The organism is Fundicoccus culcitae (assembly GCF_024661895.1).
In the GTDB taxonomy this organism is placed as follows: domain Bacteria; phylum Bacillota; class Bacilli; order Lactobacillales; family Aerococcaceae; genus Fundicoccus_A; species Fundicoccus_A culcitae.
The window spans coordinates 1,366,428-1,390,959 of record NZ_CP102453.1 but is presented as its reverse complement, the minus strand read 5'-3'; the positions used below and the strand labels follow the sequence as shown (position 1 = coordinate 1,390,959).

General features: G+C 38.3%; 23 protein-coding genes. 21 read left to right on the top strand and 2 right to left on the bottom strand.

Annotated features, from left to right (window positions below; genetic code table 11):
* Window positions 1-168 precede the first annotated feature (168 nt).
* The 8 genes from NRE15_RS06370 (at window position 169) to NRE15_RS06335 (ending at window position 8,237) form a co-directional block, all read left to right on the top strand.
* Complete coding sequence (locus NRE15_RS06370; protein ID WP_313794758.1) at window positions 169-1,284, top strand: DegT/DnrJ/EryC1/StrS family aminotransferase; 1,116 nt, start codon at window positions 169-171, stop codon at window positions 1,282-1,284.
* Window positions 1,285-1,288: 4 nt separating this feature from the next.
* The gene (locus NRE15_RS06365; RefSeq protein WP_313794757.1) at window positions 1,289-1,915 is read left to right on the top strand and encodes a sugar transferase; all 627 of its coding nucleotides are present in this window, start codon (window positions 1,289-1,291) and stop codon (window positions 1,913-1,915) included.
* Window positions 1,916-2,551, top strand: a complete 636-nt coding sequence (locus NRE15_RS06360) for an acetyltransferase (RefSeq protein ID WP_313794756.1) — start codon at window positions 1,916-1,918, stop codon at window positions 2,549-2,551.
* Between the two features lie 536 nt (window positions 2,552-3,087).
* Window positions 3,088-3,285: a hypothetical protein gene (locus NRE15_RS06355; protein ID WP_313794755.1), complete on the top strand. Its 198-nt coding sequence runs from the start codon at window positions 3,088-3,090 to the stop codon at window positions 3,283-3,285.
* Window positions 3,286-3,757: 472 nt separating this feature from the next.
* Window positions 3,758-3,916 (top strand): hypothetical protein, encoded by a 159-nt coding sequence (locus NRE15_RS06350; protein WP_313794754.1) that lies wholly within the window; start codon window positions 3,758-3,760, stop codon window positions 3,914-3,916.
* Window positions 3,917-4,132: 216 nt separating this feature from the next.
* Entirely contained in the window at window positions 4,133-5,086 is a 954-nt protein-coding gene (locus NRE15_RS06345) for a glycosyltransferase (protein WP_313794753.1), read from the top strand.
* Window positions 5,087-6,622, top strand: coding sequence for a murein biosynthesis integral membrane protein MurJ (murJ, locus tag NRE15_RS06340; protein WP_313794752.1), 1,536 nt, complete (start codon window positions 5,087-5,089; stop codon window positions 6,620-6,622). It begins immediately after the preceding gene.
* Window positions 6,623-6,638: 16 nt separating this feature from the next.
* Window positions 6,639-8,237: a glycoside hydrolase family protein gene (locus NRE15_RS06335; RefSeq protein WP_313794751.1), complete on the top strand. Its 1,599-nt coding sequence runs from the start codon at window positions 6,639-6,641 to the stop codon at window positions 8,235-8,237.
* A gap of 6 nt (window positions 8,238-8,243) precedes the next feature.
* On the opposite strand, the gene NRE15_RS06330 is transcribed toward NRE15_RS06335, so the two are convergent.
* Window positions 8,244-9,269, bottom strand: a complete 1,026-nt coding sequence (locus tag NRE15_RS06330) for an acyltransferase family protein (RefSeq protein WP_313794750.1) — start codon at window positions 9,267-9,269, stop codon at window positions 8,244-8,246.
* A 283-nt stretch (window positions 9,270-9,552) separates the two neighbouring features.
* On the opposite strand from NRE15_RS06330, the gene NRE15_RS06325 reads away from it, so the two are divergent.
* The 7 genes from NRE15_RS06325 to NRE15_RS06295 all read left to right on the top strand — a co-directional run bounded on the left by NRE15_RS06325 (window position 9,553) and on the right by NRE15_RS06295 (window position 15,799).
* Complete coding sequence (locus NRE15_RS06325) at window positions 9,553-10,398, top strand: YveK family protein (RefSeq protein WP_313794749.1); 846 nt, start codon at window positions 9,553-9,555, stop codon at window positions 10,396-10,398.
* A 2-nt stretch (window positions 10,399-10,400) separates the two neighbouring features.
* Entirely contained in the window at window positions 10,401-11,099 is a 699-nt protein-coding gene (locus NRE15_RS06320) for a CpsD/CapB family tyrosine-protein kinase (RefSeq protein ID WP_313794748.1), read from the top strand.
* 57 nt (window positions 11,100-11,156) lie between these two features.
* Window positions 11,157-12,266: a glycosyltransferase family 4 protein gene (locus tag NRE15_RS06315; protein WP_313794747.1), complete on the top strand. Its 1,110-nt coding sequence runs from the start codon at window positions 11,157-11,159 to the stop codon at window positions 12,264-12,266.
* A gap of 19 nt (window positions 12,267-12,285) precedes the next feature.
* Window positions 12,286-13,488, top strand: coding sequence for a hypothetical protein (locus NRE15_RS06310; RefSeq protein ID WP_313794746.1), 1,203 nt, complete (start codon window positions 12,286-12,288; stop codon window positions 13,486-13,488).
* Window positions 13,466-14,383: a glycosyltransferase family protein gene (locus NRE15_RS06305; protein ID WP_313794745.1), complete on the top strand. Its 918-nt coding sequence runs from the start codon at window positions 13,466-13,468 to the stop codon at window positions 14,381-14,383. Before NRE15_RS06310 ends, NRE15_RS06305 begins: the two co-directional genes overlap by 23 nt.
* Before the next feature lie 22 nt (window positions 14,384-14,405).
* Window positions 14,406-14,981 (top strand): YdcF family protein, encoded by a 576-nt coding sequence (locus tag NRE15_RS06300; RefSeq protein ID WP_313794744.1) that lies wholly within the window; start codon window positions 14,406-14,408, stop codon window positions 14,979-14,981.
* Window positions 14,982-15,226: 245 nt separating this feature from the next.
* Window positions 15,227-15,799, top strand: a complete 573-nt coding sequence (locus NRE15_RS06295) for a hypothetical protein (protein WP_313794743.1) — start codon at window positions 15,227-15,229, stop codon at window positions 15,797-15,799.
* An 81-nt stretch (window positions 15,800-15,880) separates the two neighbouring features.
* On the opposite strand, the gene NRE15_RS06290 is transcribed toward NRE15_RS06295, so the two are convergent.
* A complete protein-coding gene (locus NRE15_RS06290; protein ID WP_313794742.1) occupies window positions 15,881-17,743 on the bottom strand; it encodes a polysaccharide biosynthesis protein in 1,863 nt (620 codons plus the stop codon).
* A 409-nt stretch (window positions 17,744-18,152) separates the two neighbouring features.
* Here NRE15_RS06290 and NRE15_RS06285 point away from each other — a divergent pair, with 409 nt between their 5' ends.
* The 6 genes from NRE15_RS06285 (at window position 18,153) to NRE15_RS06260 (ending at window position 24,531) form a co-directional block, all read left to right on the top strand.
* Window positions 18,153-20,150 (top strand): glycoside hydrolase family 95 protein, encoded by a 1,998-nt coding sequence (locus tag NRE15_RS06285; protein ID WP_313794741.1) that lies wholly within the window; start codon window positions 18,153-18,155, stop codon window positions 20,148-20,150.
* Window positions 20,151-20,220: 70 nt separating this feature from the next.
* A complete protein-coding gene (locus tag NRE15_RS06280) occupies window positions 20,221-20,958 on the top strand; it encodes a YveK family protein (RefSeq protein WP_313794740.1) in 738 nt (245 codons plus the stop codon).
* A 7-nt stretch (window positions 20,959-20,965) separates the two neighbouring features.
* Window positions 20,966-21,691, top strand: coding sequence for a CpsD/CapB family tyrosine-protein kinase (locus tag NRE15_RS06275; RefSeq protein ID WP_313794739.1), 726 nt, complete (start codon window positions 20,966-20,968; stop codon window positions 21,689-21,691).
* A 46-nt stretch (window positions 21,692-21,737) separates the two neighbouring features.
* Window positions 21,738-22,343: a sugar transferase gene (locus tag NRE15_RS06270; protein ID WP_313794738.1), complete on the top strand. Its 606-nt coding sequence runs from the start codon at window positions 21,738-21,740 to the stop codon at window positions 22,341-22,343.
* 15 nt (window positions 22,344-22,358) lie between these two features.
* Entirely contained in the window at window positions 22,359-23,210 is an 852-nt protein-coding gene (locus NRE15_RS06265) for an NAD-dependent epimerase/dehydratase family protein (protein ID WP_313794737.1), read from the top strand.
* Between the two features lie 103 nt (window positions 23,211-23,313).
* Entirely contained in the window at window positions 23,314-24,531 is a 1,218-nt protein-coding gene (locus NRE15_RS06260) for a glycosyltransferase family 4 protein (protein WP_313794736.1), read from the top strand.
* The last annotated feature ends 1 nt before the right edge of the window (window position 24,532 follow it).

Genomic DNA, 24,532 nt, shown 5'->3' with positions numbered 1-24,532 from the left:
CGGAACAATTCAGATATATTGAAAATATAAAGTTTTAAAAGTATCATAGATTTATCTTTATTAGATTAATTTAGTATAAGTTTATGCAGTGATATTTAATCTATAAAAGATAAAACTAGGCTATATGATTGTGTTAAATAAGATTATATAAGTACAATTCGGGGGTTTATGGTAATGGAGAGAATTTTTTTAGCCACGCCGCATATGAGCGAAGAGAATTATGAGCAGGAATTTATCCAACAAGCGTTTGATACGAACTGGATAGCGCCGTTAGGGGAGAATGTTGATAATTTTGAAAAAGAAGTGACGGAATTAGTAGGGGTCAAGCATGCATGTGCGTTGGCTTCGGGAACGGCGGCGATTCATTTAGCGCTGAAAGCGGTGGGCGTAACCAAGGATGACATTGTGTTTGTGCAGTCATTGACGTTTTCGGCGACGGTTAACCCGATTGTTTATGAGGAAGCTATTCCGGTATTTATTGATTCAGAGCCGGGGCAATGGAATATGGATCCCGAGCAATTACGGCAGGCGTTTAGAAAATATCAGCCTAAAGCGGTGATTGCGGTGCATTTATATGGCTTGTCGGCGAAGATTGATGAAATTAAAGCAATTTGTGAGGAATATCAGGTGCCGTTGATTGAGGATGCGGCTGAAAGCCTCGGGACGCTTTACAAGGATAAGTGGACAGGCGCTTATGGGGATTATGGGATTTTTTCGTTTAATGGGAATAAGATTATTACGACTTCTGGCGGCGGTATGTTGGTGTCCGACAACAAAGAAGGTATTGACAAGGTGCGGTTTTGGGCAACACAGGCGCGTGAGAAGGCGCCGTATTATCAACATGAGGAAATTGGCTATAACTACCGTTTGAGTAATATTTTAGCGGGCATTGGGCGTGGGCAATTGAAAGTGTTGGATGACCGGATTGAAAAGAAACGTCAAATTTTTGATCGCTACATGGAAGGCCTCAAAGACATTGAAGACATATCTTTTATTAAAGAAAGTGAACATGAACGTTCGAATTATTGGTTGAGTGCGATTTTATTGGATTCCGATAAAGTGACACCTAAACAAATTAGAGAAACTTTGGAGGAAAACAATATAGAATCGCGGCCGGTGTGGAAACCGATGCATTTGCAGCCAGTGTTCATTGAATACAAAGTTTTTGGCGGCCAAGTGTCTGAGGATTTATTTAATCGCGGTTTGTGCCTCCCGAGTGATACGAAGATGACGGTCGAAGAACAAGACCGCGTTATCGACATCATCAAATCGTTATGGAGCTAACAATATGCGGATTTATCAGCGATTTTTCAAACGCCTATTGGATGTTTTGTTGTCGGGTCTGGCGCTCATCGTCCTGTCGCCCATCATCCTCATCCTATACCTACTGGTCAGACAAAAATTAGGCCAACCCGCCTTTTTCGTCCAAGAACGGCCAGGCAAAGACCATCAAATATTCAAAATGTATAAATTTCGAACGATGACGAACGCCACCGACGCCAATAACAATTTGCTCCCTGACAGCCAAAGGCTCACACCCTTCGGCAAGATGTTGCGGTCAACCTCTTTGGATGAGTTGCCCGAGCTGTGGAATATCTTAATCGGCGATATGAGCCTTGTGGGTCCCAGGCCGCTCTTGACTAGCTATCTGCCCCTGTACAACAAATTCCAGGCGCAGCGACATTTAGTTAGGCCGGGCTTAACAGGGTTGGCGCAGGTCAAAGGGCGCAACGCACTGACTTGGGACGAAAAATTTCAGCTGGATGTGGACTATGTGCATAATATTAGTTTCGTGAACGACCTGAAAATCATCCTTTTAACGATGGTGACGGTGTTCAAGCGCGACGGCATTTCACACGCCGAATCGGCGACAATGGAACCTTTTAAAGGCGACGGGAAGCAGGTGGAGCCATAAATGGAACAGCAACGAACCTTATACATCCTAGGCGCCGGCGGCCACGGCAAGGTGGTGGCAGACGCAGCCAAACGCATGCAGCGGTGGCAGGCCATTTATTTCCTAGATGACAAGCTGATTAACCAAACCGTCTTAGGCATCCCGGTGATTGCCGGCATACACGACCTGTCGCTAAGCCTGCCCGATCACCAACAAGCCGAGTTCATCGTTGCCATCGGCGACAACGCAAGCCGTTGCCACCACCTGACGCGGCTCAAACAGCAGAACCTGACAATAGCCACCATCATCCATCCGACGGCCACCATCGCCGCCGATGTCACCGTCGGCGTTGGTACCGTGATTTTTGCCCAGGTGGTCATCAACGCCTCGACCAAAATCGGTAACGGCTGTATTCTAAACACCGCCTGTTCCGTGGATCACGATTGCACCATCGAGGACGGCACCCACCTTTCCCCCGGCGCGCGACTGGCCGGCGGCGTCCACCTGCACCCGCAAACCTGGATTGGCACCAACAGCACCCTAATCAACAACGTCGAAGTCGCCGCCCACAGCATTATCGGCGCCCACAGCCTGGTGCTGGACGACCTGAAGACGAGCGGCACTTACGTCGGCAACCCCGTTCGTAAAATCAAATAAATATCACTGCCCCTCGCCGTTGGCAGGGAGTAGGGAAATATGATGCGAATCGTTGGAAAGCCGGACGTCGATTTAGCGGGAAAGCCGGCAAGTGGATTTGCCGGCCGTCGTTTGGAAAGGAAAGCCGGCAAGTTGGGTGGGAAGTGTAGGCACGAGTTGATTTAATTAGGTAGTGAAACTCCATCCCTTTCCAGCGGTTTGGAGCTTTCTTCCAACTCTCAGCTTGTTCATTGGCGGTCGGAAGGATGATTCATAGCTATTTTGATTCCAAATAGTAGCTTATTGTCATGAGGGAAAATCTGAGTGACAATGAGGCGGTTTATTGTCATGAGGGAAAATCTGAGTGACAATAGGACGGTTTATTGTCATGAGAAAAAACTGAGTGACAATAGGACGGTCCGTCACTTCCCGCTTACCGGCAAGTTGGATGAACTATGGGGGAAAAGCGAAAAGCCGGACGTCGATTTAGCGGGAAAGCCGGCAAGTGGATTTGCCGGACGTCGTTAGGAAATGAGATCCGGCAAGTTAGTTAAACTGTGGAGAAAAAGCGAAATGCCGGACGTCGATTTAGTGGGAAATCCGGCAAGTGGATTTGCCGGACGTCGTTAGGAAATGAGATCCGGCAAGTTAAGTGGGAAGCGAGTTATCGTCAGATTATGATAGACCACCTTTGGAATGGAAGAAATCCACAAAAATTATTAGGCAAATGCTTGATTGGGTCATTACTCTGTTAGCAGTGGCCAGAATAATCGTTTTAAACTGACGATTTCTGAAAAAATCTCAAATTGAGATGATTCAATGAAGAATATCAGCCTTTTATCACGTTGGTGCATCGCAAACAACCGTTCGTTCACTTCTCGCTTACTCCCAACCGCCAGAGAAAATCTTGAGAGGCGGATTGGCACCCCCAACCGCCAGAGAGAAGTCTGAGAGGCGGATTGGCCCTCCTAACCGCCAGAGAGAAGTCTGAGAGGCGGATTGGCCCTCCCAACCGCCAGAGGAAAGTCTGAAAGGCGGATGGGAGAAAAAAGGTGCCTTATCAATTAAACGGTCTTTCCCTTCCCGCTAACCGGCAAGTTGGATGAACTATGGGGAAAAAGCAAAATGCCGGACGTCGTTTTAGCGGGAAATCCGGCAAGTTCGTTTGCCGGCCGTCGTTTGGAAAAGAAATCCGGCAAGTTGGTTGACCTGTGGAGAAAAAGCAAAATGCCGGACGTCGATTTAGCGGGAAATCCGGCAAGTGGATTTGCCGGACGTCGTTGGAAAATGAAATCCGGCAAGTTGGATGAACTATGGGGAAAAAGCAAAATGCCGGACGTCAATTTAACGGGAAAGCCGCCAAGCTCGTTTGCCGGCCGTCGTTAGGAAATGAAATCCGGCAATTCAGGATATAAGCTGAGTTGGGCTGTCGCGACCCACGACCTATGCCCTACGTCGAGCCTATGCCTGCGTCCCGCGGACCCACGTCCCACATCCCACCCACCAACCGCAACCGTCACTCCCGCCGATATGTTTATTTCTTAACCGCTGAATAATCCCACACCACTCGGATCATCAAGCGTTTAAAGTAAGGAGGTTAAAATGTATAAAATTTTGTTTTCTCGTTCTGAAAAGGCCATGCGGCCGGGTATCGAGGCTTACATCGAATATTTTAATCAATCTGAAGAATTTGAAGTTGTTGTCAACCATGAGGGGGATTTCGTTCCTGACTACAGCATTTTTGATGTGGTGTGGGAATGCAAGGGGATTGGTGGCGTGAAGAAGGGCGACTATGTCCTAGTACATGAGTACAATTCCTTATCGACCGCGCCATTTCCTAAAACAAAAAATATCCTCAAAGTACGACTCAACACTAAACCGGATATGCGCGTCTTCCTCAACAAGTTTGTTGCCAAACAATTTCATTTTAAGGATGATGTGCCGACCTTTTATCGGGATATCGGAATTGACCCACAGACCCTAACACTATCGCAACACAAAAACAACACCAAAGAATACGATTTTGTTTACCTGGGCGCCATATCCAAAGCGCGCGAAATTGACCAGCTGCTGAAAGGTTTCATTACTAGTAACACCAACAAAAGCTTTCTCCTCATCGGGGATACCAACAATGAAATATACAACGAATTTAAAAACGAACCGAACATCGTCTTTACGGGTCGGGTGCCCTTTAAAGAAGTGGCGAAAATAGCTGTGAAAGCAAAATACGGAATCAACTACATTCCAGATCGCTACCCCTTTAACATTCAGACCTCGACCAAGTTACTGGAATATATGGCCATGGACTTAAAAATAATTACGACGGATTATCAATGGGTGCGGGATTTCGAGAAAACCACTCAGAGTCAATTTTTCTACATTGATGACAAACATCCGACCTTTGAAATGAAAAACATTGAAGGCTTTGCGTTCAAAAATAATGCGCAATTTGAAGATTTGTATTGGGACAATATTATCGATAAATCGGGCATCAAGCATGAATTATTGCGCCAACTAGAAGCAAAAGCAACCACTAAACGAGACAAGAGGTATTAAATGAGAAAAACAGCCATTATCATCATGCTTATCACCCTTTTTTCAAAAGGTTTTGGCTTTGCGCGCGATATCACCTTATCGTATTTTTACGGTGCCTCTTCAGTCAGCGATGCGTATTTGATATCACAAACCCTACCGGAAGTGGTCTTTGGTTTTATCGTTGCGGGCATTTCGACAGGTTACATCCCTATCTATAGTAGCATCCACAATCAAGCGGGTAAGAAAAGCGCCTTAAAGTTCACTAACAATTTGATTAATGTCTTATTTGTTCTGTGTCTTATCTTTTTCGCGGTAGCCTTTGTTTTCGCGCCGCAATTAGTCACGCTCTTTGCCTCAGGCTTTGATGACGCAACCTTTGACTTAGCCGTCAACTTAACGCGCATCGGCCTCACTGGTATTTATTTCACGGCGGTTTTGTCGGTTTTCACGGGCTACTTACAAATGAATGGGGATTACATTACCCCTTCTGCCACCGGCTTCCCACTAAATATCATTACGATTCTAGCCATTATCGTCAGTGCTTATGTGAACAATCCGCTGATTCTAGCTGTCGGCACGGTCCTAGCTACAGCCAGCCAAGTAGTCATGCTACTCCCTTCAGCCATTAAACGGGGTTACCGCTATGAATGGCGGATGGATTGGCGCGACAGTTTCCTGATTCAAATGTTTAAAACTTCGATACCCGTCATGTTTGGCGTTTCGGTCAATCAAATAAATGTCCTTGTTGATCGGACGCTGGCGTCAACGATCGTCGAAGGCGGGATTTCCGTTCTTAATTATTCGCACATGATTACCTTCTTCATTAAAGGGGTTTTCGTGGTTTCCATCGTGTCGGTGATGTATCCGACCGTCGCCCGTTTAGCGGCTGAAGGTCAGATGGAGGGCGTTAAGCGAGCCTTAAAAGAAGTCGTCACCGCTATTAGCCTCATTGTGATACCGGCTACCGTTGGCTTAATCGTCTTTGCAGAACCCATTGTTAACCTACTCTTTGTCCGCGGGGAATTTACCGTTAGTGATGGCTTACTGACCGCCAATGTCTTAATTTTCTATAGTCTCGGCATGATTGGGGATGGATTGAGAGAAGTGGTTAGTCGTGTCTTTTATTCCTTGAATGATACGCGGACGCCAACCATCAATGCCGTCATCGGTGTCGTTATTAATGTCATTTTAAATATTCTATTATCCCGCTATATGGGCGTCAGTGGTTTAGCTTTTGCGACCAGTATTTCAGCTATCGTGACAACCTTGCTCTTATTTTATCATTTACGTAAAAAAATGGGTCCTTTACAGATCCACGCGATTTTACGTTCGCTAGCTAAAATACTTATCGCCTCTATCCTTATGGGCGTCGCAGCCGTAGTCGCTTATCGCTACTTAATCAATCACCTTAACCCAACCCTAGTTTTATTTATAGCAATTGCCATTGGAATCATCGTTTATACCGTAGGTATTTATTGGTTGAAAATAGATGATGTGGAGAACTTAAGGCTTTTAGTGAAACAACAAGTGTCTAAATTCCGTAACAAAGCAGAATGATCGTATAGGAGAACGCATGAATAATAAAAAAATACCAGATCAAGCAACGGTAAATGATGCAAACAAGGAAAAAAATAAGAAACGTGGGGTTTTATTGATTGTGGTGAGTATACTCATTGTTTTAATTATCATCAGCCTTTTTTCATATGATGCGATTTACTTAGCCAATCGTTTTGTTGAACCTCGAACGCAAGCCGTTGAAACGACCCAAGTGGAGAGCTTGCAGGGTATTAAAGAAGTTAACCTTGTCGAAGATTTAGGGGCGACACCTAACGATAACCAAGATGACTCCAAAGCCTTTCAAGAAGCCCTTAATTTGGCTAAAGAGGAGCCCATCAAACTGGTTATTCCCGCAGGGGAGTATTTAAGTACGGGACCATCCAATGTCGAAGCGACAGAAATTAAGGGCCTACACATTCAAGGGGACAATGCGGTCATTAAACCGGAAAACCCCATGATTAATCCGCCGGAATATTATTTTATGAAACTGTATTTAGCCGAAGATAATGTCGGTGTCGAAATTGAAGGGATTACCATTGATGGGTCCTTAAACCCGCAAGACTTATATTTTACCCTGGAAGAACCTGAAGATATTTACGACCTGCAACTACAACGAGGCATCCAAATCGATGGTGCCCATGAGGTTTATGTGCATGATGTGACTTTCCAACATATGTACGGCGGCTATGCCCTTTCCATTTACAATTACAGCCAAGTCGATATTCAAAACGTCACCATCGATGATGTCGGTGGCGACGATATTACCGATAGTTTTGGGATGGCGCTGAACTTTGGCGGCCACTCTGGCGATGCCGTCATCAACATTGACAATGTCCAAGCCCAAGGCAAGGTTTCAGATCGCGATCCCAGTTATACCGCTTGGATTGGGGTGGTCCTACAAAACGGATCCATTCAATCCGCGGATTATGACCAACATGACCTCGACCAAAATACCACCGTCAATATTACCAACTCGTCCTTTATGGATTATGAAACCACCTTCCATGTGGAAAGTATGGCGGGCAATGTCTATTGGAACTCTGACAACATTACCACCCGCGCCAAAGACTATTTCATTGCGGCGGGGATTAACGGCGAGATAAAGGAGCGCACCAACAATTTGACCATGGAAATGACGCCTTGGGGGCGCAACGGCATTGTCCACGGCCTCTATTACACCGAGAAGGAAAAAGAGAAGAATTTAAACCGAACTCATGAGTTCTCGATGTACAATTCCACCATTGACTATCTGACGCTCGATGGCGTCGACCCTATCACGGTGGGGGCGAGTTATGGCGATTCGGTGATTGGCAATTATTATAACGTCACCTTTAACAACCTGCCCCACTACCTAGTCGTCAACGGCAGTGCCAATCTGGTTGATTCTCAAATAAATCTCGCTGCTTCTAATCCTTTTGACAGCGACACCCTTGCCCAAGGCCCCTTTAACGATGAACGCCAATTTGTCCGCTATCAAGGGTCGACAGCCGTGAATCCAGCGGGGCAACATCAATCCGCTGAAACCACCGATATCCCTGACTGGTATGTCAATTATGGCAATGTGCCTGAACCACTGACTGAACCGATTGGTCCAGCCGAATTAAGTGGAGAATAACCAGCCTTAAATTTGATGGGGGATATTGAGTTTGGTCAATATCCGATTAAATAAATGAATCAAGGGACGGTGGATGTACTTTTCCGTTAAGGGATATAACAAAATGGATCCGATGATACAAATCATCACCATCGGAAGCACGATGAATAACGGATTGAGTGCGTTAACCCCCGGGAAAAATCCTCTAACCGTATTAAATATCCCTGTAAATATAATGTGCAATAGGTAGATGCCTAACGAATAATGCGAAAAGCGCGACAACCATGACGGCTGACCCGGAAATTCTTTAGCAATAATCAAGATTTGAAAAACCACAACAGCCAGTAGTGACTCATATAAGATGAGGCTCGAGGTGTTGCTTCCGATGACCACTAAAACGACTAAAGATAAAAGTAACAATAGCACTTTGTGGGGATATCTAATCGTGTAGGTCGCTATCAAATAGCCCATGGACACATAAAAGAATCCTTTAACAAAGCCGCCGTACAACAAAAGATTACCCAACAAAAAATTAAAGGGTGGTAGAAACATCAGGATAAAGGCGGCAAAACCCAATAGAAAAATCGTTAGAGGTGTGAACTTGCGGTTGAGCAAAAAAATCAAAATCCAGCTGGCGTAAAACAAACCGGATAAATACCACAAGTGTTCACTGCCGACAATACCCGTTAAAACCATCCACCAAGTAATCGGTTGGAAATAATGACTGACTAACGCCCAACCTCTTAAGCCGTTGATATAACTACTCATCATGTCAATCGGCCATTTAATCAATAAATACACTAAATTGTAGGCAATAATCATGACAAAAATCTTGTTGGTGTATTGAGGAATTTGAAATATATTTTTTCGTTTTAAAAAATATCCTGCAAAAACAAAAAATAAGGGGACCGCTAAATCGAGGATAGGAAAATACCAATCATAGGTCCAATAATTAGCAAAAGTTGTGGTGGGTAAATAATTAACCACATGCATAAACACTACCGCAAAACTCGCTAAAATCTTTAATTTATCAATGGAATAATTCCGTTCCATAACAACAACCACCTTTATTTTTAAATAACAACCTATCTATCATATTTCATGTTTTATATCATACCACTTATGAAAATGAATAGATAATTATTACAACCTATTTATAAAATGTTAAATTATATATTCAATAATACTTACAAAATATAACATTAAATTGAAATTGTCTTTATTAATTTAATGTTATTTGATAAAATGGTTTTACTTAAATATTTTAAAAAATTTCGATGACGGATAAAACATTGGAATCAAACAACTATTTAATACAAATTTTGTGGAGGGTGACATGGAAGAATTAAATGCATGGGAATTGTTAAATCGTTTTAGGAAGTACATCTTTTCAATTTTGGTGTTTGCCATACTAGGGGCGATTGTGTTCGCGGTAGGAGTCAATGTCTTAGTTGAGAAGGAGTACCAATCGGAATCACAGTTATTGGTTAATCAGCGGACCACACAGGAAGATGTGCAAGTGGGCGATATCCAAACCAATGTTATGTTGGTTAATACGTATCGCGATATCTTTTTAGCCGATTCGGTCCTAATGACCGTGAGTGAACGTTTAGATAATCAGTTTTCAGTGGCTGAACTGAAGGATTCAATCCGTGTCGACCAATCCGAAAATTCGCAAGCCTTTTATTTAACGGTGACAACCAATTCACCTAACACTGCACAAGCCGTCAACGATACCTTGATTGATGTCTTTATTGAGATGGTTAATGAAGTGTATGAAGGGGAGTTATCAGGTATTTATGTGTTATCGCCGGCTACTTACAATCCAAATGCTGTTTCACCGAGTGTGCCGCGCTTTGCTTTTGTTGGGTTTGTTGTGGGTGCTTTTATCGGAATTATCATTGCTTTAATTAGAGAGTTGTCTGACACGACGGTAAAAGACGATGAGATTTTCATTCGCATGGGCTTAAACAAATTGGGTGAAGTTTATGAACTAAGTTCCAAAGATATCACTTCAGCGCGTAGAAAAATGGGAACCGACAACAAGAAACGAACAGAGGCTGACAATCAAGTTCAAGTTAGAGAAGAAACGCGTTTAAGTCGCCTCCATGGCGTCAAAGAAGAGCCTAATACCGTAGAAAATAAAGAAGAAGTGACGAATTTAAGAAGGAATAAGGTGTAGACATGTTTAATATGAATAGAAATAGAAAAGATGATGATCGTGGAAATCCACTAGTGAGTTTTAGTGAACCACAATCCATTTATGCAGAACAGTTTAGGAATTTACGGACCAACATTGATTTTGTTTTATTCGACACTGATTTAAGTTCGCTTCTAGTAACGTCAAGCATTCCATCCGAAGGCAAATCAACGGTTGCAGCCAACTTAGCCTATGTCATCGGTCAAACAGACCGCAATGTTTTAATTGTTGATGCGGACTTACGTAAACCGACTCTACACAAAACCTACCGCTTGAGCAATGAAACAGGCTTATCCACATTGCTGTCTAAACCTGACCTCAGATTTAATCAAATTGTTCAACGGAGTCGTGAATTAGGCCTTTACTTTTTACCATCAGGACCTGTGCCACCCAATCCAGCCGAACTCTTAGGCTCCAATCGTATGAATGCTTTGATGGCGGAATTAGAGAAAAACTTTGACGTTATCATTTACGATGCACCACCCGTTAATTCAGTGACTGATCCTTTAATCTTAGCCAATAAAGTCGATGGCGTCCTCTTAGTGGCTAGACAAGGTTATGTTAAACGCGATGAAGTTAGAAAATCTGTCGAATCGCTCAGAAAATTAGACAGTAATATTTTAGGCTTTGTTTTAAATGGCGTGCCAGCTGAAAAAGAAAATAGTTACTATGCTTATAATTAGCAAAGTGAGTGTTATAGCAACTTTTCCAACTAGAACAAATCCTTCATGAGGTGCGAAATGAAATACCTATATGTCACTACAATTTCAGAAACAGTCAATATGTTTTTGATTCCGCATATAAAAATGTTAATTGAACAAGGAAATACAGTTGATATTGCCTGTCATGTGGAACGATCAATTGATGACGAACTTGTCGAGTTAGGCTGTCAGGTTTATGATTTGCCTTTCAGCCGTTCAATTACGGGAAATAACTATTTCCAACTCAATAAAACCATCCGCACCTTGGTTGAAGAAAAGGCTTATGATATCATTCATACGCACACACCCTTGGCATCCGCAATTACCCGTTTTGCGGTCCGGAAAAACCCAGGTGTCAAAATAGTTTATACTGCCCATGGCTTTCACTTTTTCAAAGGTGCTTCACTCCAAAGTTGGCTGATTTACTATCCGATTGAACGGTATCTGACGCGCTATACCGATGTGCTTATTACCATCAATCAGGAAGACTACCAACGTGCGCAAAATTTTAGCCACTGTGCTGTTGAACTCCTTCCTGGCGTTGGTTTTAACCTTAAAAAAGACAAAGACCCTACCAATAAATATCACCCATACCGTGACAAATTCAATCTTAAAGAGGACCAAATCGCTTTACTTTCGGTCGGCGAACTTAATGACAATAAAAACCATTTAACCGTTATCCAAGCCTTGGCCAAATTTAAAGAAGGAAATTTTAAATACTTTATTTGCGGTGATGGCGATAAAAAAGAGAGTTTGCAACAACTTATCGAAGAACAATCGCTTGAAGACAAGGTGGTCTTAGTCGGCTATCGTAAAGACATTGCTCAAATGATGGATATGAGTGATATTTTCATCTTTCCTTCTTTTAGAGAGGGACTGTCAGTGGCTTTAATGGAAGCCATGGCATCTGGTCTGCCCGTTATTTGTAGTGATATTCGCGGTAACAGAGATTTGATTGATGAAAGCCAAGGTGGGATCCTGTTTGATCCCCACAACAGTGAAAATCTGAAAGACGCTATCAAAGAATTAGTGTCCGACGCACAAAAACGCAAAGACTATGGTCAGTACAATCGTCAAAAAGTTCAAAATTATTCCTTAGACATTGTTTTGGAAAAATTAGCAAACATTTATAAAAAGATTGCATTTTAAAGGGAGGTGAAAGTAATAAATGTCCATAAAGCAAGATAGATACCTACTGGTTTTATATATCACTTTGTTAGCTGGTTTTCTAATTACAACTGCCTTTTATTACCTTTCACTTATGACGGGTAGTGAAGGCATTGCGTTAGATTTGTTTGGTGGGGGTATCGATGGAATTTTCTATTGGGAACAAGCTTTAAATGTTGCCAATGATCGTCCGTGGGTGAATACCTCAATTTACCCTTGGTTAATTGGGCAAGTAGTTAAGTTAACCAATATTGAAGATGTGTTTGTTATTCGTATGTTTAATTATTTGGGCTATATCGTGTTGGTCTTTTTCTCGACTAAATTAATGGACAAATTAATACAAATCGACAACCTTAACCAATTACTGACTAACTATAAATATGAAATGAAAACCATCGTAGCCATTATTTTATTAATTTATCCGAGTCTGTTGATGAATGCTCATTCGTCAATCATTCGGGACGTATGGATTTATGCCTTGTATGTCATTGCAACATATTTATCCCTTAAAATCTTTTTCGCTAAAGAAAATATTTTAGGATCCACTTTATTACTTTTGCCAACTTTATGGTTGTTATGGGAATTTAGAAATTATATCTTCTTATCGTTCGTTTTAACCATGGCTGCCTATTTCTTTTACCGAAAAGTATTAATTAAAGGCAATTTCCGTCGTCTCATCTTATGGGCAATTATCCTATTTGGTATCTACTATACCTTTTTTAGAACGTTGAGAATCCCTTTTGTAAATATGTCGCTAGTAGACGCCTTACAATATAGGGTAGTAGATGAATATGAAACGGCTGGGGGTAGTCAGATGTGGATTAATCTTAATCAATCCAACTTTCTTCTGTTTATACTTAATTACATCTACAGTTATATTGGTAATATGATTGGTCCATTACCTTGGCAAATTTCTGGTGTCAGTACACTGATTATCTTTGTGGTCGAAGCTATCCCAATGACTCTTATACTTTTTTATATTTATCGAAAAAGGAAATTGCTAACGGCTTCAACCCAATTCGTACTCCTACACGGCTTTGTCTGGTTTGGGATGATTGCGATAACAAATGACAATGTGGGAACAGCCACCCGTTTGCGGGTTTCAGGATGGCTGATGATTGTATTTGTCTTTATTATTGTTTGGTTCAAATCTTTATGTTTGAAAAAGGAAGAAAAAGATCATGTACAAAATATTATTTATTAGAAACCCCAAAGCCTATCTGCCCGAGATAAGTGCTTATTGTAACTATTTTAATCAGCATGCTCAATTTCAAGCCTTTGACTCAAAAGATTTACCCGCAAATGTTGATTTGGCTCAATTTGATATCATTTGGGAATTCATGGGGCGTGGAGGGACACCCATTCAAGACCATCAACTAAACGTGCATGAGTATGTTTCCTTATCAACCGGACGCTTTCCGCGGACGAAAAATATGATTAAATCCCTCTTTAATGCCAAACCTGATTTACGGGTTTTTCTTAACCCCGATGTCAAAAAAGATTTTAAATTTCGCGATAATACCCCTTTTGTTTACCGTGATATGGGCATTGATCCTGCTTTTATTCATCAAGGCAAGCAAACGGTTGCTAAAGAATATGATTTTGTATACACTGGCGTTATTAATTCAACACGCGGAATGGACACCTTCATTCGTGATTTCTGTGATAACCCTCCTGGGCAATTGTTGTTAATCGGTGAAGTGAGTGAAGAAATTGCTAAAGATTATGGTGACCATCCAAACCTGACTTTTACTGGCGTTCTGCCTTATAAGAAAGTACCCTATTATGCATCAAAAGCGCGTTATGGTATTAATTATATGCCAAACAAATATCCCTACAACATCCAAACTTCAACCAAACTTATTGAGTATTTAGCCTTAGGTTTAGATATCATAACTACCGATTATCAATGGGTGAGGGAATTTGAAGCCAAATACCAATTAAAGTTTCACTATTTTGATCAAGATAACAAAATTAATCTTGCAAAAATTCATGAAGAAACCTTTGCAAATATCTTTGAAGCCCAAAATTTCTTATGGGATGAATTAATTGAAGAATCAAACGTAGCTGAAAGATTATTACATTTACTAGAACCATAAAAAAATAGATTAGGCGGAATGAATGAAAACAAAAATTATGTTAGTCATTGTTACTCTTATCTTGTTGCTTGGTCTCTCATTCCTGTTTATCTACTTTAATTTAGACATTGGAGAGGAACCAGTTGAAGCAGACATTATTATCGTGAATGAAGGTCTAAATAGAGAGCGTTCAGAAAAAGTAGCGGAGTTATTAGAAGCAGGCTATGCCAATCAAGTGATTATTTCGCCTTCATTAGACCATATTTTGCAATGGTACTATGATTTAGGCATCGAAGAGAATCAAATTGTCCACGAAGATTATGCGACTAGTACATGGACCAATGCTTTGAATTCTTTAGCAATTATGGAAGAGCATGGCTGGGATTCGGCCTTAGTCGTGTCCTCTGATTATCATATGCAACGTGTGCGCTTATCTTACGAACGTGCTATGGATCAACTGGAAGTTGATTATGATTTAACCTATGTATCTGCCTATCCTGAGGTTAATGGGGAACAAGTTAAATATACTCAAAATACTGAGCATCAACGCTTCGCAATCGTAGAAGTCTTTAAGTATATCGGCTATGGGTTAGGTTTGTATGAATTTGTTGATTTGTAAGTTTAGAGAAAAATTCCGCATAATGCTGTTAATATAATGAACAAACATTTTGTTGTTTTAAACTGTTGGATTATAAAATTAAAATAAAACTAATATTTGCTTAAATTGATGTTTAAGCCGATTATTCACATATAAATTACACAAAACTATAACTATATTCACAAATAATATGATATAATATTGTTAATCTGAATGAGATAAATTATTTTATTTAATTCAGACAAACTATCAAGAGGAGTGACTTAATGAAATCTAAATTTTTGAAATTTTTACTTGTTTTGTCAGCTGGTTCATTCTTTGTAGCTCAAACCCCCGTTTATGCAACGAGACGCAGTGCCCCTCAAATTACTTCAGTCACCGAATTAGAAGAGGATGTAGACAAAGAAGAAATTGATTTAAACGATTTGGAAGTTAATAGTAGTGCTGAAATGACGATTGAAAATGATGAGGTAATTCTTGATGTTATTAATGAAAATGGAGCCTTAGTTATACCAAACTTAGAATTAGACACGGAAACACGTTATGCACTACACTATTCATATCAAAAGCTTGATGGTGATTTGAACACTTTTGGTGGTCATACAGATGGCCTTTACATTAATAATATTGTTTCAGTTGATGGTGATGTGACTTCTCAATATGAAGAAAATGATTCTGCTTATGCAGCCGACGACAAAGAAGAACACCAAGTGGTTGTTGAATTCGTTACTCCAAGAGATAAAGCCAATGCAAACTTCTATATTCAACCGAACCGTGGTGACTTTGATTTTGTCACTTTAAGAATATTTGATGTTTATCTTGTTGAAATTCCAGAATAAGATTAATTAATTTAAATCAAAATAAATACCACAGCTCTACTAAGCGCACATTAAAATGCACTTAGTAGAGCTGTTTTTGTTTTAAAGACCACTCTGTGTGGTTTTATTGGCAAATGCAATAATCTTATTTTTTAGATCCTTTTGTGGTGTACTATCTAACTCAGCAATAAAAGCTTGGATTTCAGCAAGGGGTAGTGTTAGAACTTTACCGACAATAATCTTCTCATTTACTCGTCGTTCAGTCGTTTCATTAGACGAAATTAATTCTTCGTACAACTTTTCACCTGGTCTTTTACCGATTTCTACGATACCAATTTCTTCAATGGAGTAGCCAGATAATAGAATCATTTTTTTGGCTAAATCGAGGATTTTCACGGGTTCACTCATATCTAAAACAAACACTTCGCCACCTTTAGCAAATGTTCCAGCATGTATCACTAAACGACTAGCTTCTGGAATGGTCATAAAATAGCGTGTCATTTCAAAATCGGTAACCGTAACAGGTCCACCATTGGCAATCTGTTTCTTAAACAATGGAATAACACTGCCACGACTTCCAAGGACATTGCCAAAACGAACCGCACAATAAGTTGAGTGACTAATTTGATCAAAGCCCGTAACGATTAATTCCGCAATCCGTTTACTAGCCCCCATAACGTTGGGAGGATTGACCGCTTTATCGGTAGAAATCATCACCATCTTACCGACTTTTGCTGCGTTAACCGCTTTAGCCACATTGTAGGTTCCGTAAATATTGTTCTTAAGTGCTTCAGTAGGATTGAGTTCCATAAGTGGAACGTGTTTATGTGCTGCGGCGTGATATACAATATCCGGTTGCTCTTGTTGGAATATATTTAAAATTCTATCGTAGTCTTGGATATCAGCAATAAGGGGTACATATTGAATCTGACTTAAGCGGTTGTTTATTAGTTCCCCATGGATTAAGTAGATTGAATTTTCTCCATGCCCAATTAAAATAACTTTTTTGGGGTTAAAGCGACTTACTTGACGTGCGATTTCAGAACCAATTGATCCGCCAGCACCCGTAATCGCTATGACTTTGCCTTCTAATTCCTCCTTTAATGGCTTTTCATCTAATATAATTTCTTCCCGACCTAATAAATCGGCTATTTCAATTTCCTTTATAGGCAATGTTCCTTGATGTACACCAAGCAAAACATTTTCAACTTCGGGCATTTTATAAACATCAATATTTTCCTCATTACAGAGTTGAATAATCCGTTCATATTTTTCCGGTTCCAGTGAAGGGATAGCAATCACAACTCTATCCGCTTCATAGTCGGTAATCACTTGATGTAATTTTGAGAGATCCCCTAATACCGCAACACCACCAATTTTCTGATGGTGTTTAGCAGGATTATCATCAAGAATAGCTACAACATTCAAAGTGCCTGAACCTCTCCGATAATTTTGCATGAAAAGTGATCCGCCGTCGCCAGCGCCGATTAATATTACACGATGGTTTTCTCTATTTGTATAATGAAGCTGACTTCTAGTATAAATAATGTACCAAAGAATACGACAAGCCACAATAAGAACACTTGTCGTAATGGCAGCCAGCAAAATAAATCGATAGGAAATGATATCAAAAATAAAATAAGTACTTAATCCAGCTATAAACCATGACAAGCTAGTCATCAAAAATAATTTGACAAAATCAACAATCCCATTGTATCGATGTATAGTCGAACTGGTCGTATAAAAAATATTACAAACCAAATAAATACAATAAGCAATCAACATTGAAATAAAAAGTTGTCTAATAGACAAATCGACAATTGGCACGTAAAGTAAGTATGCAATAATCGTTCCGATTGAGAAAAGGGTTAAATCAATAAAAAACCAAATGATTGATTTTTGCCTAGGGGTAAGTTTTTCAATAAATTCTACGAATAGATTTGGTGTACTAGGGTATTTTCCCATGATAATCCTCCTAATCAAAAGTATAGTTAGCATATATGGTTGATTTGTTATAAGTTATTTCAAGAAATGATTAAATAAAATTTAAACTATTTTATTATATATTATACAATAAAATTGAATAATTAAAAATGGTATTTCAATATTTTTCTATTTTTTCGAAAATTTTGTAAAAAGTAATGATTAATTTCAAATTAAACAAGGATTTAATATAAGCCCTTACATAACTAATTAGACATATTTGATATACAAAAATATGAAAGGCTGTGTTATGATATAAACAAACTTGATTCTTAAAAAAGTAGAAAATTAAAGAACATTTTTGCTACTAATTAAAATTTAATGCTAAAATACGATTATTCTGGTATTTTAAATAGACAAAACATGTAGCATCAAGAGAGAAGGTGACAACTTGAAAATATACTTTAATCAGCCCCAAACGGATTGGGAAGATAGTTTGGTCTTTGGGAATGGCTCGTTAGGTGGCATGACTAAAGGCTCTCTTGAAGTTGAAACGATTAACTTAAACGATGACCGCTTTTGGTCAGGGACAAAAGAAAGACCAACACAGACCTACACTAAGGCATACTTGCCGGAAATTCGCCAAGCTATTCTGGATAAAGCTTATAAGAAAGCTGAATCCTTAATTGAACAGCATATGCTTGGCTATTACACCGAAAGTTACTTGGTGCTAGGTCATTTGTCATATATACAGGACATTGACACACAGACAATCACAGACTACAAACATCAACTTGATTTAAACCAAGCCTTAATTAAAACCAACTTTAGCCAAAAGCAAAATAAATACCATCGCACTTACTTTGCTTCCTACCCAGATCAAGCCATGTATTTGGAATTTAGACAAACGCATCCATTTCATGTAGCAAAACTAATCTTTGAGACGCCGTTTAAACATAAAATAGAAGTAAAAAATCAACAACTGCATATCCAAGTAGAAGCACCTACCCATGTAGTGCCATCTTATATACAAACAGATACACCAATCGTTTATGAAGGCGAAACCGAGAAGTATCATTATGTACTAGAGTTATTACATATCGATGGTGATTATTCGATAGATGAAGCAGGTTTTCAATTAAATAACTTTACAACGGCGCAGTTTGTATTTAGAAGAAATGAAGAAAAAGCAGTGCCATCCTATTACCAAGCCTTAGAAAATCATCTTGCTGATTATCAAAAATTGTTTAAGCGAATTGAATTAAATTGGGGACCAGAAATAGACCTCCCAATCGATCAAAGAGTAGAAAGGCTTAGGAATGGTGAAAAAGATGATGATTTAATCACCTTATATTACCAATTTGGCAGATACTTAATGATAGCTTCTTCAAGACCAGGCTCATTAGCCGCTAACCTGCAAGGAATTTGGAATTGGCAAATACGACCACCATGGTCAAGTAACTATACAACCAATATTAATCTACAAATGAATTATTGGGGAGCTGACTTGGTAGAGCTCAGTGAATGTTATGAACCATATATTGACTTAGTTAAACAATTGACAGAATCAGGAAAGCAAACCGCAAAAGAACTATATGGCATTAATGGTTCGGTGATTCATCATAATGCTGATAAATGGGGTAATACTTCCCCAGTTGGAAGACAATATGGAGCAAGTGTAGGAGATGAAGGAGCTACGACTTGGGCTTACTGGCCAATGGCTGGGCTTTGGATGTCAGCGGATTTGTTCAGACATTATGAGTTTACGCAAGATAAAGACTATTTGAAAGAAACAGTGTTTCCAATTTTAAGAGAAAACATATTATTCATTAAAGACTTCCTAGTTGAAGTTGATGGTGTATATCAAACAATTCCATCCACCTCGCCTGAAAATCAATACTTTGACGAAGACAGTAATCGTGTGAGTATATCTAAATCGACAACCATGGATGTAACGTTAATCAATGAATTAATAGACAACTATCAAAAAACGATTCAGCTGTTAGGGATTGAAGATGTTGATGAACTGAAATTACTAAAGGAAGTTTTAGTTATTAAGGAAAAGCTAGCTCCAATACCGATAGATAAAAATGGTAAACTACTAGAGTATCAAGAAGCCTATCGAGAAGTAGAGCCAGGGCATCGCCACTTCTCGCACCTCTATGGTATATTTCCAAGTAACTACTTAGATGAAAGTTATTTTCCAGCAGCACTAAAAGCAATTGAAGCTAGAATGTCAGCAGGTGGCGGACATACAGGTTGGTCCAACGCATGGTTAATTAACCTCTATGTCAAATTAGGTGAGTATGATAAAGCCTATCAACAGATTATTCAGGCCATAACGGAGACATCTAGTAAAAGCCTATTAAGCTTACACCCACCTTTTCAAATTGATGGAAATTTTGGTGTGATGACGGGAATTGCAAATTTCATGAATAAACAAATTTAGCGAATAGAATGATTAAGCACTATTAATTTTACTTCAATCAAATCAAAAAAGAACAAATACGGAGGATGTCATGGAAGAAGAAATTTCGATATTAGATATATTTGGGTTTTTAAGAAAGTATAGCTTCACAATAATTGTTTCTACCTTATTAGGTGCTGTAATAATGGCTGTTATTGCTATATTTTTCATTCAACCAACATATACATCAAGAGCAGAATTGTTAGTCAACCAACGTGCACAAGATGAACAACAGATTGCACAAGCCGATATTAATACAAGTATCATGTTAATCAACACCTATAGGAATATAATTTTAGCTGATTCTACATTGAGTATAGTTAATGAAGAGTTAGGAGGTCAGTACTCAGTTGGCACCTTGAAAAATGCAATGGAAGTTAGTCAACAACAAAACTCACAAACATTCGTAATTACTGCTGAGATGGACTCTCCAAACGAAGCACAACAAGTAGTGGAGAAAACTATCGAGGTTTTTGGGCAACAGGTACAAGATGCTTATGAGGTAAGCGATCCGAACATTTTTGTTTTATCGCCAGCATCATATAATCCGAACCCAGTCTCACCTAATATTTCATTGTTAACATTATCCGGTGCTTTTTTTGGATTTATTATTAGTGTTGGAATTTTATTGATAAATAATGCTTTAGATACTCGGATTAAAAGTCCATCCTATGTTGAAGAATTAGGTTTAATTAACTTAGGCGGTATCACTGATATTCCAAATGCAAATTCAATAGAATTTAAGTTGACTTCCCCAACTAGAACAAATAAAAGTCGCAGAAAGGTTTAGTGAAGCTATGTTTAAGCGAAAAGAAGAATATACTAGTTCAAAAAAACGCGTCCCTTTAATTTCTTATGTAAAACCTCAAAGTATTCAGGCAGAAGAATTCAGAACCTTGCGAACTAATATTGAATTTGCTCAATTTAACAAAGATGTTAAATCTATTGCAGTAACTTCAAGTGTTCCAAATGAAGGAAAGTCGACTGTTGCAGCTAATTTAGCTCATGTATTTGGGGGAGTAGACAATAAGAATGTATTACTAGTAGATGGTGATTTACGAAATCCAACTATTCATCGATCTTTTGGATTGGATAATACTAAAGGCTTATCTTCTTTACTTTTTGATAATACTTTACAATTTAATGAAATTGTTCAAAAGAGCCGTGAGTTGAATATGTATTTTTTGACGAGCGGGCCTGTTCCACCTAATCCATCAGAATTACTGTCATCAGCTCGAATGACAGCTTTAATGCAAGAATTATCTGACAATTTTGATATTGTAATTTATGATACACCGCCAGTTACTTTGGTGACTGATGCAAAAATATTAGCAACGAAGGCAGATAGTGTATTATTAGTTGTCAAACAGAATTTTAGTCGTAAAGATGTATTAAAGAGAGCTATTCAAGAATTAAATAATATTAATGCAGATATACTAGGGTTTGTTATGACTAACCTAAGTAATACTGAAAAATATGGATATGGGTATAAAAACTATAGAGAACAAAAAGATAACAATTAGATATAAAATTACTAAAATGAAATAATTTTATATGAAAGGATTCAATATGTATTTTGTAATTAAAAGAATTTTAGACTTCATTGTTTCTTTAGGAGCTCTTATTGTTTTATTTCCTTTTTTCATAATTCTTTCTCTTTGGATTTTGATTGATTCACCTGGTCCAATTTTCTTTAAGCAAAAGAGAGTTGGAATCTATAAAAGTTACTTTGATATTTATAAATTTCGAACTATGCGAATGGATACCCCCAAGGATACACCTACACATATGCTTGAAAATCCAGAGAAGTTTATTACAAACTCTGGTAGATTTTTAAGGCGAACGAGTCTAGATGAATTACCACAGATTATTAATATTATTAAAGGTGAGATGTCGATTATTGGTCCACGACCAGCTCTTTGGAATCAAGATGATCTAGTAGCAGAAAGAGATAAATATCATGCAAATGATGTTTTACCCGGCTTAACTGGATGGGCGCAAATTAATGGTCGGGATGAATTGCCGATACCTGTTAAAGCACGATTAGATGGAGAGTACGTTGAAAAGATGAGTCTTGCTTTTGATCTGAAATGTTTCTTCGGTACTTTCCGAAGTGTTTTAAGTCGTGATGGTGTGGTTGAAGGTAAACAGAATAAGGATGAGGTAGATTCTTAGGATGAGGTGGTTGTGTTGAAGAAAATCTTAATTACTGGTGTTAACAGTTATGTCGGGAATGCGGTTGATAGATGGCTAAAACAATCTAACAGCGATAAATATCAAATTGACAAAATTAGTGTACGAAGTAATGACTGGAAACTACTTAATTTCTCAATCTATGATTCTATTGTTCATGTTGCTGGAATTGCGCACGTTTCAACAAATCCAAATATGGAAAAAGAGTATTATCGTGTTAATCGCGATTTAACGATTGAATTAGCTAAAAAAGCTAAACAAGATTCTGTTCGGCAATTTATTTTTTTAAGCAGTATTATTATATATGGGTCAAAAGTAGAACTGATAACTACAGATACGCAACCAAATCCAGATGATTTTTATGGTAGAAGTAAACTAGAGGCAGAAGAAAGTTTGTTGAAACTTGTAGATGAATCTTTTAAGATTGCAATTATTCGTCCTCCAATGATATATGGTAAAAACTCAAAAGGGAACTATCCTAGGTTGGCTAAATTAGCTAAATGGACACCTATTTTCCCAAATTATCCTAATGAGCGTAGTATGATTCATATTGACAATTTGACTGAATTTATTCGTTTATTAATCGATATTGAAGATTCAGGTATTTTCTTTCCTCAAAATATAGAATACGTGAATACAAGTCATTTAGTTAGGACTATTGCTGAAGTCTCTGGAAAAAGAATATGGTTGACAAAGATGTTTAATGGTATCATCCGAAAGTTAATGAATGTAACAGTCATTAATAAGATGTTTAGTGATTTGAAATATGTTAATTCTTTAAGTGAATATAAGCAGTCATATCAAGTTAATAGTTTTCGTGAATCGATAGAACTTACAGAAAAAAGTTAGTAACATTGTTAGAACAACTGGTGAAATGGTTTTAATTAAAATTCAATTCATAACTTGTTATGGATTTATTGAAATAATAATTGTACCTATAGGGGAGATTTGTTTGACAAAGCACATCTTAGTTTATTCACAATATTTTTACCCAGAGCAATTTCGAATTAATGATATTTGTATTGAATTGATTAAATTAGGATACAAGGTATCTGTAGTAACTGGTATTCCAAACTACCCGCAAGGAAAATTTTATGATGGATATAATTGGAAAAAAAATAGATTTGAGCAATGGAATGGAATTGATATTTATCGCATTCCAATAATTCCACGTGGGAAGAAATCCATTGGATTAGTTTTAAATTATGCGTCTTTTGTTTTGTTTGCTCACTTATTACGAAATAAGTTGCCAAAAAATGTGGATTTAGTTTTTACATATGAAGTTAGTCCGATGACTCAAGCTTTGCCGGCAATTTGGTATGCTCAAAAGCATAAATTGAAACATTATTTGTATGTCATGGATTTATGGCCAGAAAACATCTTAGCCGTAACAGGTATAAAAAATCAATTGATAATAAAACCAATTGATAAGATGGTTCAATATATTTATGAAAAAACATCGGTAATTTTAACTTCTTCAAAAAGCTTTGTTAAGTCAATTAATCAAAGAGGAATTTCAATAAATAAATTGAAATTTTGGCCACAATATGCTGAAGATATCTATCAAGAATATAGTCGAGATAATACGGTTGTTGATTCACCAGTTTTTACTGAATTATCGATTGCCTTTGCAGGTAATATCGGGGAAGCACAAGGGCTTGAAATTTTACCTGAGGTAGCATATCGATTAATAAAAGAAAATATTAAAGTAAAATTTGTTTTAATAGGTGATGGACGTTCGAAAGCAAACATAATAAGTTTAATTAAAAAATATGAAGTTGAGAGATATTTCTTATTAATTGATCGTCAACCAGCTGAACTAATTCCATACTACCTTGCTAAATATGATATATCCTTAATTTCTTTAGCTCCCAATGAAATTTTTGCTAAAACTATTCCAGCAAAAGTTCAATCGTCGATGGCTTGTGGTAAACCACTAATCATATCGGCAGATGGTGAAGTGCAACAATTAGTTAAAGAAGCAAAATGTGGTTTATATAGTGCTGCAGGAGATGTTGAAGGTTTGGTTAATAATATTCGAAAATTCATTGAAATGGATATTGAAGAAATAAAACAAATGGGAAGAAATTCAAAAGACTATTATATTAAAAATTTTGACAGAACAATGCTAATGAATCAATTGGTTGAGTTGATTGAGAAAGGTGCGTAAT

What these genes read in the sequence shown, in the direction of transcription:
- NRE15_RS06370 (WP_313794758.1), top strand. Translation starts at nt 169, where the DNA reads ATGGTAATGGAGAGAATTTTTTTAGCCACGCCGCATATGAGCGAAGAG.
- NRE15_RS06365 (WP_313794757.1), top strand. Translation starts at nt 1,289, where the DNA reads ATGCGGATTTATCAGCGATTTTTCAAACGCCTATTGGATGTTTTGTTG.
- NRE15_RS06360 (WP_313794756.1), top strand. Translation starts at nt 1,916, where the DNA reads ATGGAACAGCAACGAACCTTATACATCCTAGGCGCCGGCGGCCACGGC.
- NRE15_RS06350 (WP_313794754.1), top strand. Translation starts at nt 3,758, where the DNA reads ATGCCGGACGTCGATTTAGCGGGAAATCCGGCAAGTGGATTTGCCGGA.
- NRE15_RS06345 (WP_313794753.1), top strand. Translation starts at nt 4,133, where the DNA reads ATGTATAAAATTTTGTTTTCTCGTTCTGAAAAGGCCATGCGGCCGGGT.
- murJ (WP_313794752.1), top strand. Translation starts at nt 5,087, where the DNA reads ATGAGAAAAACAGCCATTATCATCATGCTTATCACCCTTTTTTCAAAA.
- NRE15_RS06335 (WP_313794751.1), top strand. Translation starts at nt 6,639, where the DNA reads ATGAATAATAAAAAAATACCAGATCAAGCAACGGTAAATGATGCAAAC.
- NRE15_RS06330 (WP_313794750.1), bottom strand. Translation starts at nt 9,269, where the DNA reads ATGGAACGGAATTATTCCATTGATAAATTAAAGATTTTAGCGAGTTTT.
- NRE15_RS06325 (WP_313794749.1), top strand. Translation starts at nt 9,553, where the DNA reads ATGGAAGAATTAAATGCATGGGAATTGTTAAATCGTTTTAGGAAGTAC.
- NRE15_RS06320 (WP_313794748.1), top strand. Translation starts at nt 10,401, where the DNA reads ATGTTTAATATGAATAGAAATAGAAAAGATGATGATCGTGGAAATCCA.
- NRE15_RS06315 (WP_313794747.1), top strand. Translation starts at nt 11,157, where the DNA reads ATGAAATACCTATATGTCACTACAATTTCAGAAACAGTCAATATGTTT.
- NRE15_RS06310 (WP_313794746.1), top strand. Translation starts at nt 12,286, where the DNA reads ATGTCCATAAAGCAAGATAGATACCTACTGGTTTTATATATCACTTTG.
- NRE15_RS06305 (WP_313794745.1), top strand. Translation starts at nt 13,466, where the DNA reads ATGTACAAAATATTATTTATTAGAAACCCCAAAGCCTATCTGCCCGAG.
- NRE15_RS06300 (WP_313794744.1), top strand. Translation starts at nt 14,406, where the DNA reads ATGAAAACAAAAATTATGTTAGTCATTGTTACTCTTATCTTGTTGCTT.
- NRE15_RS06295 (WP_313794743.1), top strand. Translation starts at nt 15,227, where the DNA reads ATGAAATCTAAATTTTTGAAATTTTTACTTGTTTTGTCAGCTGGTTCA.
- NRE15_RS06290 (WP_313794742.1), bottom strand. Translation starts at nt 17,743, where the DNA reads ATGGGAAAATACCCTAGTACACCAAATCTATTCGTAGAATTTATTGAA.
- NRE15_RS06280 (WP_313794740.1), top strand. Translation starts at nt 20,221, where the DNA reads ATGGAAGAAGAAATTTCGATATTAGATATATTTGGGTTTTTAAGAAAG.
- NRE15_RS06275 (WP_313794739.1), top strand. Translation starts at nt 20,966, where the DNA reads ATGTTTAAGCGAAAAGAAGAATATACTAGTTCAAAAAAACGCGTCCCT.
- NRE15_RS06270 (WP_313794738.1), top strand. Translation starts at nt 21,738, where the DNA reads ATGTATTTTGTAATTAAAAGAATTTTAGACTTCATTGTTTCTTTAGGA.